15 protein-coding genes are annotated in these 16,096 nt (G+C 67.4%); 8 read left to right on the plus strand and 7 right to left on the minus strand.

Annotation, left to right across the window (positions count from 1 at the left end; genetic code table 11):
- Nucleotides 1–2 precede the first annotated feature (2 nt).
- From RXV79_RS15210 to RXV79_RS15220, 3 genes are all read right to left on the minus strand, one after another.
- Nucleotides 3–1,559 (minus strand): methyl-accepting chemotaxis protein, encoded by a 1,557-nt coding sequence (locus RXV79_RS15210; protein ID WP_316698653.1) that lies wholly within the window; start codon nt 1,557–1,559, stop codon nt 3–5.
- Nucleotides 1,560–1,724: 165 nt separating this feature from the next.
- Entirely contained in the window at nt 1,725–2,222 is a 498-nt protein-coding gene (rraA, locus tag RXV79_RS15215; RefSeq protein WP_316698655.1) for a ribonuclease E activity regulator RraA, read from the minus strand.
- A 103-nt stretch (nt 2,223–2,325) separates the two neighbouring features.
- Nucleotides 2,326–3,396: a PhnD/SsuA/transferrin family substrate-binding protein gene (locus tag RXV79_RS15220; protein WP_316698656.1), complete on the minus strand. Its 1,071-nt coding sequence runs from the start codon at nt 3,394–3,396 to the stop codon at nt 2,326–2,328.
- A 332-nt stretch (nt 3,397–3,728) separates the two neighbouring features.
- On the opposite strand from RXV79_RS15220, the gene RXV79_RS15225 reads away from it, so the two are divergent.
- Both RXV79_RS15225 and RXV79_RS15230 read left to right on the plus strand, forming a co-directional pair.
- Entirely contained in the window at nt 3,729–4,961 is a 1,233-nt protein-coding gene (locus tag RXV79_RS15225; RefSeq protein WP_316698657.1) for a SorT family sulfite dehydrogenase catalytic subunit, read from the plus strand.
- Nucleotides 4,958–5,272 (plus strand): SorU family sulfite dehydrogenase c-type cytochrome subunit, encoded by a 315-nt coding sequence (locus RXV79_RS15230; RefSeq protein WP_413816615.1) that lies wholly within the window; start codon nt 4,958–4,960, stop codon nt 5,270–5,272. The genes RXV79_RS15225 and RXV79_RS15230 overlap by 4 nt, the downstream gene beginning before the upstream one ends.
- Here the strand turns inward: RXV79_RS15230 and RXV79_RS15235 are convergent, their stop codons facing one another.
- Complete coding sequence (locus tag RXV79_RS15235) at nt 5,273–5,812, minus strand: Lrp/AsnC family transcriptional regulator (RefSeq protein ID WP_413816616.1); 540 nt, start codon at nt 5,810–5,812, stop codon at nt 5,273–5,275. It lies immediately after the preceding gene.
- A 46-nt stretch (nt 5,813–5,858) separates the two neighbouring features.
- Between RXV79_RS15235 and yedA the strand changes: the two genes are divergently transcribed.
- Nucleotides 5,859–6,764: a drug/metabolite exporter YedA gene (gene yedA, locus RXV79_RS15240; RefSeq protein ID WP_413816617.1), complete on the plus strand. Its 906-nt coding sequence runs from the start codon at nt 5,859–5,861 to the stop codon at nt 6,762–6,764.
- Here yedA and RXV79_RS15245 read toward each other — a convergent pair.
- Nucleotides 6,742–8,454 carry a thiamine pyrophosphate-binding protein gene (locus RXV79_RS15245; RefSeq protein ID WP_316698662.1) on the minus strand — a complete coding sequence of 571 codons (1,713 nt, stop codon included), beginning with the start codon at nt 8,452–8,454 and terminating at the stop codon, nt 6,742–6,744. The genes yedA and RXV79_RS15245 overlap by 23 nt on opposite strands.
- Entirely contained in the window at nt 8,451–9,698 is a 1,248-nt protein-coding gene (locus RXV79_RS15250; protein WP_316698663.1) for an MFS transporter, read from the minus strand. The genes RXV79_RS15245 and RXV79_RS15250 overlap by 4 nt, the downstream gene beginning before the upstream one ends.
- Nucleotides 9,699–9,788: 90 nt before the next feature.
- On the opposite strand from RXV79_RS15250, the gene RXV79_RS15255 reads away from it, so the two are divergent.
- The gene (locus RXV79_RS15255; RefSeq protein WP_316698664.1) at nt 9,789–10,643 is read left to right on the plus strand and encodes an AraC family transcriptional regulator; all 855 of its coding nucleotides are present in this window, start codon (nt 9,789–9,791) and stop codon (nt 10,641–10,643) included.
- 9 nt (nt 10,644–10,652) lie between these two features.
- On the opposite strand, the gene RXV79_RS15260 is transcribed toward RXV79_RS15255, so the two are convergent.
- Nucleotides 10,653–11,096 (minus strand): cache domain-containing protein, encoded by a 444-nt coding sequence (locus RXV79_RS15260; protein ID WP_316698666.1) that lies wholly within the window; start codon nt 11,094–11,096, stop codon nt 10,653–10,655.
- 537 nt (nt 11,097–11,633) lie between these two features.
- Here RXV79_RS15260 and RXV79_RS15265 point away from each other — a divergent pair.
- From RXV79_RS15265 to nadC, 4 genes are all read left to right on the plus strand, one after another.
- Nucleotides 11,634–12,920: a roadblock/LC7 domain-containing protein gene (locus tag RXV79_RS15265; RefSeq protein ID WP_316698667.1), complete on the plus strand. Its 1,287-nt coding sequence runs from the start codon at nt 11,634–11,636 to the stop codon at nt 12,918–12,920.
- 151 nt (nt 12,921–13,071) lie between these two features.
- On the plus strand, nt 13,072–13,956 hold the full coding sequence (locus RXV79_RS15270; protein WP_316698669.1) for a hypothetical protein: 885 nt from the start codon (nt 13,072–13,074) through the stop codon (nt 13,954–13,956).
- Nucleotides 13,957–14,103: 147 nt separating this feature from the next.
- Nucleotides 14,104–15,210 (plus strand): quinolinate synthase NadA, encoded by a 1,107-nt coding sequence (nadA, locus tag RXV79_RS15275; protein ID WP_316698671.1) that lies wholly within the window; start codon nt 14,104–14,106, stop codon nt 15,208–15,210.
- A 7-nt stretch (nt 15,211–15,217) separates the two neighbouring features.
- Entirely contained in the window at nt 15,218–16,084 is an 867-nt protein-coding gene (gene nadC, locus RXV79_RS15280) for a carboxylating nicotinate-nucleotide diphosphorylase (RefSeq protein WP_316698673.1), read from the plus strand.
- The last annotated feature ends 12 nt before the right edge of the window (nt 16,085–16,096 follow it).

A 16,096-nucleotide genomic window follows, 5' to 3' on the forward strand; every position in this document is an offset into this window, starting at 1 on the left:
GATCAGGCGATCCGGAAGGCGCTGACCGCCTGGCTCAGCGCCTGCGCCTGCTGCTTCAGGCTTTCGGCCGCAGCAGAAGACTGCTCGACCAGCGCGGCGTTGTGCTGCGTGGCGCTGTCCATCTGCGATACCGAGGTGTTCACCTGTTCGAGGCCGGTCGACTGCTCGACGGTTGCGTCAGCGATCGCGCGGATCGTGCCCGACACCTCGCGCACCGAGGCCACCACCTCCTGCATGATGCGGCCCGCGTCGTTGGCTAGGGTCGAGCCCGCTTCCACGCGCTCTTCGCTGTTGCGGATCAGCACCTTGATCTCCTTGGCCGCTTCCGCCGAACGCTGCGCGAGGCTGCGCACTTCGGCCGCCACGACCGCGAAGCCGCGGCCCTGCTCGCCGGCGCGCGCCGCTTCCACCGCCGCGTTCAGCGCGAGGATGTTGGTCTGGAAGGCAATCCCGTCGATCACACCGATGATCTCGCCGATGCGCTTCGACGCGGTCGTGATCTGCTCCATCTGCTGCACCACCTCGCCCACCACCGAGCCGCCCTTTTCGGCGATCTCGGAGGCGCTGGCGGCCATCGTGGTCGCGTTGCGCGAAGCATCGGCGTTGCTGCGCACGGTGCTCGAGAGCTCGTGCAGCGTGGCGGCGGTCTGCTGCACGTTGGCCGCCTGGGCCTCGGTGCGTGACGACAGGTCGAGGTTGCCGCTGGCGACTTCCGACGACGCGGTCGAAATGGACTCGGCGCCCGTGCGCACGCCCGAGACGATGCCCGACAGGTTCTGCACCATTCGCTGCATGCTGGCGAGCAGGCTGGTCTGCTCGTTCTTGCGGGTGGCGATGCGCACCGTGAGGTCGCCCGAGGCCACGCGCTCCACGACCACCGCCACGTCGGCCGGGTCACCGCCGAGCTGGCGCAACACCGAGCGCGTCACCGCGGCGGCGAGGCCAAGGCCCAGCAGCACCGACAGCAGCACACCGCCGGCCAGCACGGCACGGCTGATCTTGTAGGCGCGCTCGCTGCTGGCGGCGGCGGCGTTGCCGCCTTCGATGCTGAGTTCGACCAGGCGGTCCATGCGGGTCTCGACCTGCTGGGCGCGCGGGCGCATCTCCTCGTTCTGCAGCGCCATCGCCGCGTCGTTGCCGTCCTTGCTCGACACCTCGAGCACCTGCTTGGTCACGCTGATGAACGACTCGTTGAGCGGCCCCAGTTCGCCGAGCAGCTTCTTCTGCTCGTCCAGCGTGGCGAGCGCCGCGAATTCTGCAGCGTGCTTGGCGTACTGGTCCAGCGCGGCCGTCACCACGGCGGTGTGGCGGCGCTTCTCGCGTTCATTGGCGGCTGTGGCGTGCTGCAGCGTGACCAGGCGGATGGACTGCAGGTCGGCACGCCATTCGAGCGCGGCGCGCACCGAGGGCATCCAGTGTGACTGCAGGTCGGAGGCAACGTGATTGACCTGCCCCAACTGCCAGACGGCACCGGCGCCCAGCGCCATCGTCAGCACGATGGCCACGCCAAACGAGGCGATCAGTCGATGGGAAAGTTTCAGTCGTTCGAACCAGCTCACGGAAATGCCTCCTAGTGTCAGATGGGGCATGGGTAGCCCGATCCGTGGGATATCGGCAAATCGTGGCGCCGCTATAGCGCGAGCTGGGGCAAAAAACTCAAACCACCGCGGCGCGCCAAGTGGCTCCAAGCCCGGCGCGTTGCTCACGCGACACGCCGCGTCGACTCAGGTCAACGCGGTGGCGCTGACCACGATGCCGTCTTCGTCGGCATACAGCCAGTCGCCGGGGCGCACGGTCACGCCCTGGATCTGCACTACGACATCGCGCTGGCCCTCGTTGCGCTTCTCGGTGGGCAGCGGCATCAGCGCGAGTGCACGGATGCCGAGGTCGCAGAGGGCAAGTTCGGCGCTGTCGCGCACGCACCCGTCGACCACGATCCCGGCCCAGCCGTTCTTGGCCCCGGCCGCCCCCAGGTTGCCGCCCACCAGCGCACGGCGCAACGAGGCCCCGCCATCGACCACCAGCACACGGCCTTCACCCGGCGTGTCGAGCGCGGCCTTCACCAGCGAGTTGTCTTCGAAGCACTTGATGGTGACCGCGCGGCCGGCGAACTTGAGCCGCTTGCCGTAATCCTTGAACACGGGTGGCAGCACGCGAAACGTGCCGTCGGTGTTGTTCTTGTGGGTGTCGCAGAAGTCGCAGGTGGTGAAATCGGGGGTCATGAATGGCGTCCTTCCAAGGCCGTGGGAACCTGCACCGCATCAGCTTGCGGCGGTGCAGCACGGGTGAAGTTTGCCATCGTGCCGGGCATGCCCGGCACCCCTGTCAGTTCTGCGCGACCTGCAGGCCTGTGCTTTCCCACTCGGGCAAACCGCCACGGAACCAGTAGACCTTCTTGAAGCCCGCCGCCACGGCTGCCTTGGAGGCCTTGTACGACTTCCAGCACTCGGCGCCGTTGCACGAGAAGATGGTGGGCTTCTCCTTGTCAAGCTTGGCGAGGTCACGGAAGTCGTCTTTCGCGGGGTCGAAGGCGACGTCTTTCAGGCTCTTCTCGTGGTACGGCACGAACACCGCCTGCGGGATGCGCTTCGCCTTGTATTCCTTCTCCGAGCGCGTGTCGACGATCACCGCACCTTCGGCCACGAGCTTGCGCACGTCGGCCGCCTTCACCACGTCGGCGCCCGGCAGGCTGTTGGGCGTGAAATAGCCCAGCTCGGCCACGGCCTTGTAGGTCGACATGTCGGGCCGCTCCATCACGGGCTTCAGGCCCGACGAGGTGGCGTTGGTGGCGAACCAGCGCGCGAGCTTCTCGCGCGACTTCTCGGGAAGCGTCTTGCGCACCACCACCGACAGACCGCCCGGCACGGGAATCGAGGTCGAGACGGCGTGAAGCGCCGGCCCCCGGGTCTTCACCCAGTCGTTCCATTCGCTCTGGCGCACGACGGTCGCATCGAACACACCCATGTCGACCGCGATCAGGCCGGCGCTCGGCCAGCGCGCAAATTCGACCTGCAGGTTCTGGAACGACAGCCCGGCCGCGTTGAGCATGCCGCGCGCCACGTAGGAGTAGACCGAGTCCTGCTGCGGCAGGTAGAGGCGCCGGCCGCCGAGCGCGGCCACGGTGTAGCTGTCGCGCCGGGTGACGAGCACGTACTGCTCCATCGGGTTGGTGGAGCCGATGAGTTCGTAGCCGCGCGAGAGCGCCGAGGCGGCCACCTGCGGTGGTGCGATGTAGATGTCGACCTCGCCGGTGCGGGTGGCACGCATCACGTCGGTCAGGTCTTCGTTGATGAAGACTTTGGCGGCCTGGCCCGTGGCCTTGCTGATGGCCGATTCGACCGTGGCCGTGACGACGGCGAGCGAGTCTTTCTTGGATGTCGGCTCGACCGCGATCATGGCGGTGAGTTGTGCATGGGCAACACTCGCGCCCAGCGAAAAACAGACAGCGAGTACCTGGCGAATTCCCAACATGACGATGTCCTCCTGCGCGGTTTTGAACCTGCCTTCATTGCAAAGGCAGCACCTTCTTTGTGCGTTCGTTATTTTCGGCAGCACCCGCTTCCGGTTGACAGCACAGGACGAGTAAGGTGTAAGCAATGGATTCAGCGATTTGGCGTATTCCGGCGCGCTGGATATGCTTCGCGCCCGTCAGTCCGCAAGCCCACGCCGCCGCTACGGGTTTTCCAGCACTGCTTTCTTGCACTTACTTTTTGGAGCGATCGACCGCCATGTCCATGCCAACCGATGTCCGCCGCCGTCAACTCCTCGCCGGCAGCGCCGCGCTCGTGGCTGCACCCCTGGCCGGCTGCGCCACGGGCGCACCGACCGCCACTGCGGCACCGGCGCCCGTCGTGCCGCCGGCCGCGCCCGCTGCACCGAAGCTGCCGGCCTACGCCGCCTGGAAAGACGCCGACAGCCTCATCATCCACAGCAGCAGCACGCTCGAGACGAAGCGCAGTTCGATGGGTGCGAGCCTCGTCACCCCGGCCGAGCGCCTCTACGTGCGCAACAACCTGCCGGCCATGCCCGAGAGCGTGCTCGCTGACCGGGACGCCTGGCAGGTCGCCTTCGAAGGTGTCGCCAAGCCGGGCACGCTGACGCTGGCCCAGCTGAAGACTATCGACTTCATCTCGGTGGCCACCGTTCTGCAGTGCAGCGGCAACGGCCGCGGCTTCTTCCCGCACAAGCCGAGTGGCACGCCGTGGAAGGTGGGCGCGGCCGGCTGCGTGATCTGGGCCGGCGTGCCGCTCAAGTCGGTGATCGAGCGACTGGGTGGCGCACAGGGCGGCATGCTCTACATCACCGGCACCGGTGGCGAGAAGCTGCCCGAAGGTGTCGACCCGCTGAGCGTGGTGGTCGAGCGCTCGGTGCCGATCGCCGCGCTGCAAGATGCCATGCTGGCCTGGGAAATGAACGGAGCACCCCTCTCGGTGGCCCACGGTGGCCCGCTGCGCCTGGTTGTGCCCGGTTACCAGGGCGTCAACAACATCAAGTACGTCAAGCGCATCGCGCTCACCCCGAGCGAGAGCAAGGCGAAGATCATGTCGCACGGCTACCGCATGACGCCGATGGGCCAGAAGGCCGAGCCGTCGCAGGCCTCGGTGCTCCTGATGAACGTGAAGTCGTGGATCAACACGCCCTCCGGCGACGGCAAGCTCGCGGCCGGCCCGGCGCAGATCCTTGGCGTGGCCTTCAGCGGTGGCTCGCCGATCAAACGCGTCGAAGTGTCGACCGACGGCGGCAAGACCTGGCGCGATGCCAAGCTCGTCGGCCCCGACCTCGGCCCCTTCGCCTGGCGCCAGTTCGCCATCCAGGCGAACCTGCCGGCCGGCACTCACACCCTCGTCAGCCGCGCCACCGACGCCGCCGGCCAGGTGCAACCGCAGCAGCGCGAGGAAAACGTGTCCGGCTACGGCAACAACAGCTGGGCCGACCACGCCGTGACCGTCGTCGCTGCGTGAACACGCGACGTTGCATCGCCGCGGCCGCCCTGGCCGCGGCCAGCCTGGGCGCGCAGGCCGATGACCGGGAGGCCGGCCGCAAGCTCTTCACGAGCGGTGCGGCCCCCTCGTGCGCCACCTGCCACACCCTGCGCGATGCCGGCGCCACCGGCGAGATCGGCCCGGTGCTCGACGAACTCAAGCCCGACGAGGCACGCGTGGTGCAGGCATTGCGCAACGGGCTGGGCGTGATGCCCTCGTTTCGCGACAAGCTGTCGGACAACGAGATCGCCCTGCTCGCCCGCTACGTGTCGCAGGTAGCCGGGCGCTGATCAAGCCGCCTTCCTGCGGCCGACGGTCGTTTTCGCATCTTCGCGCCGCGGCGGCAGCATCGCGTGGTGCTCGCGCGCCACGTTCAGGATGATCGCGGTGGAGGTCTCGGTGAGCAGGCAGAAGCGGCTCACCACCGTGTCGAGGTGCGGCACGTCGACGACCGCAATCTCGAGGATCCAGCTGTCTTCGCCGGTCACGTTGAAGGCGTTGACAACTTCGGGCGTCTGGCTCACGAGCTTGACCACGCGCGCGTATTCGGCGCGGCCCACGCGCACGAGCGCGCGGATGCCGTAGCCGAGCTTCGAGAGATCGACCGACGCGCGGTAGCCGGTGATGACGCCGGCCCCTTCGAGCTTGCGCACGCGTTCGGTCACCGCAGGCTGGCTCAGGTGCACGCGGCGGCCGAGCTCGGCCATCGAGAGGCGCGCATCGGCCTGCAGCTCGGCCAGGATGCGGGTGTCATAGGCGTCGAGATCGGAGTTCAAGGCAAACCTCGCTTTGTGCTTTGAAACCAGCAAGCAGACGAACGGAAGAAGCATGAGTTTGCCATTCAGGCCAACGCTTTCCTTTCCTACGATGCGGCGCATGGACAGCACCGCCAACCTCGCCTCTTCCACACGCGCCGGGCTCAGCCCGCTGCTGCTGGCCTGCCTGGCCGCCACCTGGATCGTGTGGGGTTCGACCTACCTCGCGATCAAGTTTGCGCTGATCAGCTTCCCGCCCTTCCTGCAGATGGGCTCGCGCTTTCTCGTGGCCGGCTTGTCGGTGCTGGCGTGGATGGCCTGGCGCGGCGCAGCCATGCCGACACGGCGGCAATGGGTGCATGCGCTGGTGGTCGGCGCCCTCATGCTCGGCGGCGGGATGGGCGGGGTCGCTTATGCCGAGCAGACCGTCGGCTCCGGTCTCGTCGTCGCCTTCATCGCCGTGGTGCCGCTGATGATCGCGGCGCTCAACCGCTTGTGGGGCATCAGGCCCGGGCGACTGGAACTGGCCGGCATCGTCGTCGGCCTGTGTGGGGTGCTGATGCTGACCCAGGGCGCTGGCTTCCAGGCCTCGCCCGCAGGCCTGGCCGCCATCGCGATCGCGTGCGCGGCGTGGTCGCTCGGCAGTGTGCTGAGCCAGCGTAGCCTGCCGCTGGCGCCTGGCCTCGCCGGCTTTGCGAGTGAGATGGTCGGTGGAGGTGCCGTGCTGATGGTGATGTCAGCGCTTCGCGGCGAAGCGCCGCAGTGGCCTCCGGAACCTGCCGCGGTGGCCGCGTGGGCCTACCTCGTCGTCTTCGGCTCGCTGATCGCGTTCAACGCCTACATGCTGCTGCTCGCGCGCACGAGCGCGGCGGTCGCGTCGAGCTACACCTTCGTCAACCCGGTGATCGCCATGCTGCTGGGCGTGGTGGTGCTCGGCGAGGTGGTGACCTCGTTCGAATGGCTCGCCGCGGGCGTGGTGCTCGTGGGCCTGGTGCTGCTCTTCCTCAAGCCTTCGCCGAAGACTTGAGCGCGGCGTTGCGGATGGCGGTGAGCGTGCTGCGGCTGGTGCTGACGTCGGCATCGAGCTTCAGGTGCAGCAAGGCCGGCCGCTGCGAGGCGAGCGCTTCGGCAAAGGCCGGCTCGAACTCTTCGGTGCGCGAGAGCGACCACGCCTGCCAGCCGTAAGCCCGCGCGAGCGCAGCAAAGTCGGGGTTGAAGAGGTCGCTTCCGCTCACGCGCCCGGGGTACTCGCGCTCCTGGTGCATGCGGATGGTGCCGTAGGTGCCGTTGTCGACCACCACACTGACGAGGCGCCTGGCGCCGTAGCCGGTGGCCGTGGCCAGCTCCTGGCCGGTCATCAGGAAGTCGCCGTCACCGGCGATGTTGACCACCGTGCGCTCTGGGTACAGCAGCGCCGCCGCCACGGCCGCAGGCACCCCATAGCCCATGGCACCCGAGGTCGGCGCGAGCTGCGTGCGGCCGTGGTGCTGCAGGCCGTGGTAGCGGCAGTAGCGGTGCAGCCAGCCCGCGTAGTTGCCGGCGCCGTTGGTGTAGACCGTGTCGTCGGGCGCGAGCCGCTGGATGGTCTTGATGACGACGGCCATGTCGAGCGGCTGCACGTCTTGCGCAATGTGGTTCGCTTCGTAGTCGGCATGGGCCTCTTCGGTCCATGCCGCCCACGGCAACTGCGTCGGTGCAGTGAGGCCTTCGAGTGCTTTCGCGGCGCTCGCCATCGACGATTGCAGCAGCAGGTCGGCGGCATACACACGACCCAGTTCCTCGGGCCCCGCGTGGATGTGGATGAGCTTCTGCACCGGCCGAGGCGGCTGCAGGAGCGTGTAGCCGCTGGTCGTCATCTCGCCCAGGCGCGGGCCGATGGCGAGCACGAGGTCGGCGTTGCGGATGCGCTCGGCGAGCTTCGGGTTGATGGCAATGCCCACGTCACCGGCGTACTGCGGGTGGCGGTTGTCGAACACGTCTTGAAAGCGGAAGGCGCAGCCGACGGGCAGCTTCCAGTTCTCGGCGAAGCGCTGCATCGCGGCGCACGAGGCGGCGTCCCAGCCGCCACCGCCCACGATGACGAAGGGGCGCCGCGATGCGAGCAGCATCGAGCGCACGTCGCGCAGCCCACCCGGCGCCGGCCAGGCCTGCGCAGGCTCGGCGCGCGGCAGCACCGCGGCGCGGGTCTCTTTCGTGAGCATGTCTTCCGGCAACACCAGCACCACCGGGCCGGGGCGGCCTTGCATCGCGGTGTGGAAGGCGCGCGAGATGTATTCGGGCAGCCGGTCGGCGTCGTGCACCTCGCCCACCCACTTGGCAAAGCCGAGCGTGCCGGGGCCGAACATCTGTCGGTAGTCGAGCTCCTGGAAGGCCTCGCGATCGCGCTGGTCGCTCGCCACCTGGCCGATGAAGAGGACCATCGGCGTGCTGTCTTGAAACGCGGTGTGCAGGCCGATGCTCGCGTTGGTGGCGCCGGGCCCGCGGGTCACGAAACACACGCCGGGGCGGCCGGTCAGCTTGCCTTGCGCTTCGGCCATGAAGGCCGCGCCGCCTTCTTGCCGGCAGGCGATGAAGCGGATCTTGTCGCGGTGTTCATGGAAGCCATCAAGCGCGGCGAGGTAGCTCTCGCCCGGCACGCCGAACACCGTGGTGACGCCTTGCGCCACCAGAGCCTCCACCAGCGCGTGGCCGGCGAGGCGTTCAGAAGAAGTCGTCATGCGGCGACTTTACGGGCCCCGCGCAGTTGTGCAATGCCGATGCCCACGAGCGAGGCCGACGCCACTCCGAGCACGAGGGCGAGCGCGGAGCCGTAGAACACGCCGGAGGGCGAACCGTGGTCGAGCAACGCGCCGAAGACGGGGGCCGCGATCGCGAAGCCCAGGTCCAGCCCGGAGTACACCGTGCCGTAGACACGCCCCGTCGCCCCGGGAGGTGCGGCCTGCTTGATGAGCATGTCGCGCGAGGGGCCGGCGAGGCCCACGCCGAAGCCTGCCAGTGATGCCACCGCGCACGCCAGCAGGCCCGGCAGCGCCCCCGAGGCCACGACCCCCAGCAGCACCGCCGCGCCCATCAGGCAGAAGCCGATGATGCGTTCCAGGCGCTGCGTGCGGCTCACGAGGAAGCCGCCCACCACCATGCCCGCCGCGCCGCACAACATGTAGCCGGTGACGACGAACGCGGTGATCGACAACGGCAGGTCGTACATCTTCTGCAACGCCGGGCTCGCAAAGCTCTGGATCGCGCTCAGCGAGCAGGTCGACCAGAAGAAGAACGAGAAGCACAGCCACACCGAGGGCAAGCGCAGGAAGGCAAGGGGATGCTCGTTCACCGGTGCGGCCGCCTTGGCCGCAGCACCTTCATGGGCCCAACTTCCGGCGCGGTCGTCGATCGCCTCGCGGTGCAGCCACAGCACGGCGATCACGAAGAGCGCCCACACCCCCATGCCGGCCGCGGCAATGCGCCACGACCCGGTGGCCGCCGTGAGGCCTGCGAGGAACACCGGCGCCGCCGCCCAGCCCAGGTTGCCGGTGATGCCGTGCACCGAAAACGCATGGCCCAGCCGCGGCTGCGACACGCGCTTGTTGAGGATGGTGAAGTCGACCGGGTGGAAGGGCGAGTTGCCCAGGCCCGCGAGCATGGCGGCAAGCATCAGCCCTGCGTAGCTCTGGGCGGTGGCGACCGACATCGCGGCGAGCACGAAGCAGCTCAAGGCGACGAAGAGCACCGGCCGAGCGCCGACACGGTCGACCAGAAAGCCTGCCAGCGCCTGCCCCACGCCCGAAACGACGAAGAACACAGACACCAAGAGCCCCAGCTCGGAATAGCTGAAGCCGAAATCGCGGATGAAGAGCGGGAACAGCGGCGCCAGCAGCATGTGGAAAAAGTGCGAGGTGCCGTGAGCGAGACCGATCAGGCTGATGGTCTTCGCGTCTTGCGACAGGGAAATGGAAGCGGAAGTCATGGAAGCAGCGTGAATGCGATTGCCAGGACTCTAGGCGGGGGCAGGTCGACAGAGTTACGATAGTTCGTCAATTTCTATCGAGAAACAGACATGCGCCGCCAGACCCCCACCGATGCCAGCCGCCGGCGCACGAGCGTTCCGCCCGTCGACCCGTTGCGCTACGCGCCCACCGCCGAGCATCCGGTGCGCGCCAAGATGCGCCGCCTCGCGGCCGACACCCACATCGACCCGCACAGCCACCCGTGGGGTCAGCTGGCGTTCTCGGTGACGGGCGTGATCCGCATGACTGCCACGCAGAGCACGTACATCGTGCCGCCCTCGCGAGCGGTATGGATCCCGCCGCATGTGGAGCACATGGTCAACGTGGTGGAAGACGCCGAGATCCGCACGCTCTACCTGCACCAGGACGATCGGCACATCGGCCCCGAGATCGACGCGGGCCCCGATTCGCCCTGGCACCAATGCCGGGTGATCGAGGTGTCGAGCCTGCTGCGCGAGCTGGTCATGCATCTGGGCGTCGAGCCCGGTGCGCTCTCGCCCGGGCACAGGCCCGAGCCGCGCGAACACCACATCATTGCGCTCGTGCTCGACGAGCTGCGCCGCGCGCAGCAGGTGCCCATCGGCGTGGACCTGCCGCAAGACAAGCGCCTGCGCGCCCTGTGCGAATCGGTGCTCGACGACCCCACCCGCTGGAGCACGCTCGAGACCTGCGCCGCCGAGACCGGCGCGAGCGCCCGCACGGTGGCGCGGCTCTTTCGCAGCGAGCTGGGCACGACCTTCCTGCAGTGGCGCCAGCAGGTGCTCTTGGCCAAGGCGCTCACGATGGCGGCGCGCAAGGTGCCGATGGCGGTGATCTCGGCCGAGCTGGGCTACGCGAGCCCGAGTGCGTTCACCGCGATGGTGAGACGCTCGGTGGGCGCGCCACCGAGCGTCTTCTTCAGCTGATCTTGCCGATCACTTGTAGTAGCCGACCGCGCACACCTGGTCGCCCACCTTGGTGACGTAGCTCACCTTGGTGACCGGCTCCTTGGCGCCCGGCTTCGGCCACTGGTATTCGATCTCGTTGATCTCGCCTTCCTTGGCCGAGTCGTACAGGCGCATGCCGAGCGCTTCGCCATCCTGGGCCTTGAGCGTCTTCATGCTCTTGCCGGTCATCCGGGGGTGGGCGCTGAAGTTGCCGTCGGGGCCACCGCAGAACGGGTAGAGGTCGCGGTCACGGAAGCCGTTCTCGCCGAGCGAGATCTGGTTCAGCGCCTTGGCCTTGTCGGCCTTGATCGCCGCCACCGCCTTCTGGAGCATCGATTTGGCTTCGCTTGCGCTGCCTTGGGCAGCGGCAAAGGTCGGGCCGCTTGCAAGCCAAGCGGTGATCGCGAGGGCGGCCAACAGATTCTTTTTCATGGTTATGTCCTTCCTGACATCGAGGGAATATCGCCGTAAATTTGACGGCGACACGGGTTAACCCATTTCCAGCAAGTAAATGGGTATGGAAAGGCCTCTCCGCGAGATGGAGAAACCCACACATTCAAATTCGGAGGTGGTGTGACGGTCAGCCGGCCGCGTATGAGCTGGGCCGGGCTACAGCGCTGCGGACGCAGGCTCAATATCGAGAATTCTGAAACTCAGTCATCGACCACCTTTCGACGCCCGCAAATCGCAATGTTGCAGTGCAAAAGCATGGTATCCCGATATATTTGCACAGCCGATCATTTTTTCTTCTGGAAACAGATGACATGAAGTCGATACCCTGCCGCAACCGCGCCGTGGGTATTTGTTATTAATGACAAACCCATTGCGAGCCCTCAGCCGGCCCCCCTCAAACCAATGCCCCCTTTTCAACCACTGGTTGCAAACCGTGGGATGTGGCCGGCGCGGGACGAGCCTAGACTCCCGCATCAACAGCGCCGTCCACGGCGCGAGGTACGGGAGTACACGACCATGCTCAGCTCGCTATTCGGTGACTTGCGCACCATCCGCGGCAACCCCGCGCCAGAAGATCCGGATCACGGATTCGCCGCCACCGCCATCCTCGAGAGCGTGGCCACCGAGGTCAACGACCGCGGACAGATGGTCGACAGCCACCAGCGCGACCTCGTCGTCTCTGGCTCCCCCGCGCAGGCAATCCGCGACCACTTCACCGCCACGCGATCTGACCTCGACACCGCCACCCGCCTGATCGCGCTCTACGACCCGACCGCCGTGTGGGCGAGCGCCGTCATCAAGGCCTTGTCGGATGCGAGCGGCCGGCCCATCGAGCGGCTGCACCTGCGCGAGCAAGGCACGCTTCGCACGCTCGCAACCATCGAGCGCACCACGCTCGAGCGGCGCAACGAAGACATGCTGCGCATCTACCACGCCGATGTGCGGGCGCCCGGCACCGCCAATGCGGCCGTGCCGCTGGCGCTCATGGAGCGCAGCCACATGACGGCGGTGATCGTCGGCGCCATGCAGCCGCATGCGATTGACGAGATGCTCGACACCCTGCAGGCCGCCGTGCGCCATGCCAACTGGCGTTGCCCCACCCTGCTCTTCATGCTGCCGCCCAACGCGGTGTGGATCGCCAACAAGATCGGCATGATCGAGTGGCCTGCACGCCTGAAGGTGCAGGTGCTCAACGAAGCGCTGACCAGTGCATCGGCCGTGTGGAATTCGCTCTTGGGCATGTGGAACCGCGTGAAGAAGGAGCCCGTGTGGGGCCCGCCACCCGCGCTGGCCCCGGGGCTCGACGGCTTCCAGATCAAGGTCGCCGATCTCTCCAGCACGGGCGCCAGCGTCGCGGGCGCCAAGGTGTCGCTGCCGGTCTCGGCGCCAGCCGCCGCCTATGACGCCACGGTTCCGTTGCGTCGCCCGCTGCTCGACCCCGCCCTCGCTGACCGCGCCCTCGACGTGCTGTCTGCACTCGACGGTCTCTTCGCCTGCGCCGTGGTCGATGCGAGTTCCGGCCTCATCCTGGCCCGGCAGGAGCGCAAGGACCAGCCGGTCGAACTCGACCTCGCTGCCGCCGCCAGCGCGCAGCTCATGCGCAGCCACCAGCATCTCGCGAGGCAACTCGGTCTCACCACCGAGATCGACGAGGTGATGACAAGTGCCGGGCCGCGCCACCATGTGATGCGCAACGCAGCGCGGCACAAGGGCCTCTTTCTCTTCGCCGTGCTCGACAAGCAACGCACCAACCTCGCATTGGCGCGCTACAAGCTGATGGAAGCGGAGCAGAGCCTGGGCTGAGCAGCCGCCGGCACCCAGCCGGCTCGTCGATTCGTGATTTATGCACCACCGATCAAAAATAGCGCCCTTGGCAGGCAAAAACAACCCTCTCCGACCCTGATCGGGTAAGTCACAGGCCGATCTTTTGCACCATCGTGCAAAACTAGATCGCATGGACACACGGACTTCCCTGCAGACCCTCAAGCGCCTGGCCGGCATCGTCGGCGTGGTGGGGGCGGCCCTGTTTGGCACGCAGGCCATCGCGGCCGACTTCAGCGCCACCTACAGCGCGGGTCTCACCACCTACCGCATCAAGGGCACCGAGCCCGCGTCGGGCAAGCACCCGGTCTTCATCTACACAGTCGGCACCACCGAGAGCTACGACAACGGCCAGGCCATGGCCGCGGTGGCCGAGATGTCAGCCAAGGGTTTCGTCGCGGCGGCCGTGCAATACGACAGCAGCCTCTTCGGCACCTGCTCGCAGATCCTCGCCAAGGCGAAGTACATCTACAACAGCGGAAGCTCGAGCAGCGCCGTCGCCAAGCTCTGCGCCCGCAGCACCGCCGATTGCAGCAAGGGCATCGTCGTCGCCGGGTTCAGCCAGGGCTCGGTGATCGCGATCAACGCGAAGAACTACGACACCCGCGTGCGGGCCGCCTACGGCATGGGCTCGCACACGCTCTACACCGTCTACGGCATGACCTCGTGCATGACGCCGGGCAACTACAAGCTGCCCAAAGACAACCTGCGCATCGTCAACGGCCAGAGCGACATCTTCCCCGGCGGCACCGCCACCACCGTGCGCGGCTCGTCCGAGTCGGTCGCCGGCCGCACCTGCGGTGCCCTGGCCTACGAATGCCTGAGCGGCAACGGCAGCGGCTGGATCATGGTCCGCGACACCGCCGTCGGCGATCTCTCGGCCGACCACTGCTACCAGCGCGCCGCGGGCGGCTGCGTGGGCAGCGCCGACGTCCTCGACGCCACCTGGCGCAACGGCTCCACCCAATGGGGCCTGAAAGCGAACCTGAACTGGCTGGCGGCCTTCGCCACGCCCTGAACCGAGTTTTCTGAGCTGTCGTCCCTTCGGGTGCGAGCCGCAAGGCCCGCACCCTTTTTTCTTGCGGCCCACGCACGCCACATGGGTCAGGGTGCTGGGCTACCATGACCGCCCCCGTGCGCTTCACGGACCACCTCACACCCAGCCATGAGCCAAGTGCTGTTCGACTACACGCGGCAAGACGCCACCGGCGCCAGCTGCACCGCCCACGCTTGGGCGAAAGTCCCCGAGCCCCTCACCCCCGACCAGCGGCAGAGCTGGAAAGAGCGCGCCAAGGCGCTGCTCGCGAAGCACCAGGCCGTGCTCGTCGCCCACTACTACGTCGACGGCGACCTGCAAGACCTCGCGCTGGAAAGCGGCGGCTGCGTGGCCGACTCGCTGGAGATGGCCCGCTTCGGCCGCGACCATGCCGCCAAGACGCTCGTCGTCGCGGGCGTGCGTTTCATGGGCGAGAGCGCCAAGATCCTCAGCCCCGACAAGCGCGTGCTGATGCCCGACCTCGACGCGACCTGCTCGCTCGACCTCGGCTGCCCCGCAGACGACTTCGCCCGCTTCTGCGATGCCCACCCCGACCGCAAGGTCGTCGTCTACGCCAACACCAGCGCCGCGGTGAAGGCCCGCGCCGACTGGATGGTGACGAGCTCCTGCGCGCTCGCCATCGTGAAGCACCTGAAGGACCAGGGCGAGAAGATCCTCTGGGCGCCCGACCGCCACCTCGGCCGCTACATCCAGCAGCAGACGCATGCCGACATGCTGATGTGGAACGGCGCCTGCATCGTGCACGACGAGTTCAAGGGCCTCGAGCTCGACCTGCTCAAGTCGCAGCACCCCGGTGCGATGGTGCTGGTGCACCCCGAGTCGCCCGAGAGCGTGGTCAAGCAGGCCGACGTGGTGGGCTCGACCTCTCAGCTGCTCAATGCCGTGGTGCAGGGCAACGCACCGGCCTACATCGTCGCCACCGACAACGGCATCCTGCACCGCATGCGCCAGCTCGCACCGGGCAAGACGCTGATCGAAGCGCCCACCGCCGGCAACAGCGCCACCTGCAAGAGCTGCGCGCACTGCCCGTGGATGGCGATGAACGCACTGCAGGGGGTGGTGAGCTGCCTGGAAAGCGGCACGGGCGAGATCCATGTCGAAGAGCCGATCCGCAGCCAGGCGCTCGGCTGCATCGAGCGCATGCTCGACTTCGTGAAGCGCAACCCCACCGCCACCCAGAAACCGGGCCTCGTGCCCAACATCGGCGCCGCCTGAGCCTGCCATGTACGACAAGAACGAAACCCTCGAACAAGCGCGCGAACGCAACATCAACGATGCGCTGAGCGAAGACATCGGCCGCCACGACTGGACGGCCATGCTCGTGCCCGGCGCACAGCGCGTGAAGGCGCGGGTGCTGGTGCGCGAAGAAGCGGTGCTGTGCGGGCGCGAATGGTTCGATGGCTGCATCAAGGCCCTCGACAACGATGCCCGCATCGAGTGGCACGTGGCCGAAGGTGCGTTGATGGCACCCGACACGCTCGTCTGCCACATCGAAGCCAATGCGCGTGCCCTGCTGTCTGCCGAACGCCCTGCGCTCAACTTCCTGCAGCTGCTCTCGGCCACGGCCACTGTCACGCGCCGCCATGTCGACGCCATCGCCGGCGCCTCGCCCAACCCGCGCGGCTGCGCCGTGCTCGACACGCGCAAGACCATCCCCGGCCTGCGCCAGGCGCAGAAATACGCGGTGCGTGTGGGTGGCGGCCAGAACCAGCGGCTGGCGCTGTGGCACGGAATCCTCATCAAGGAAAACCACATCGCCGCCGCCGGTGGCGTGGCGCAGGCGCTGCGCCGGGCGCAGGCGCTGAATTCCGGCGTCGACATCCAGATCGAAGTCGAGAGCCTCGAGCAGCTGCGCGAAGCCCTCGATGCCGGTGCGCAAAGCGTTCTGCTCGACAACTTCACCGAACCGCTGATGCGCGAAGCGGTGGCCATCACCCAAGGCCGTGCGCTGCTCGAGGTGTCGGGCAATGTGCAGCTGGGCCAGATTCGTGAAATTGCCGCCACCGGCGTCGACCGCATCTCCATCGGCCGCTTGACCAAGGATGTGAAGGCGGTCGACTATTCGATGCGGGTGCTCGAACGTCTTTGAATCGAGATTGCG

It is taken from the genome of Piscinibacter gummiphilus (assembly GCF_032681285.1).
Taxonomy (GTDB): Bacteria; Pseudomonadota; Gammaproteobacteria; order Burkholderiales; family Burkholderiaceae_C; genus Rhizobacter; species Rhizobacter gummiphilus_A.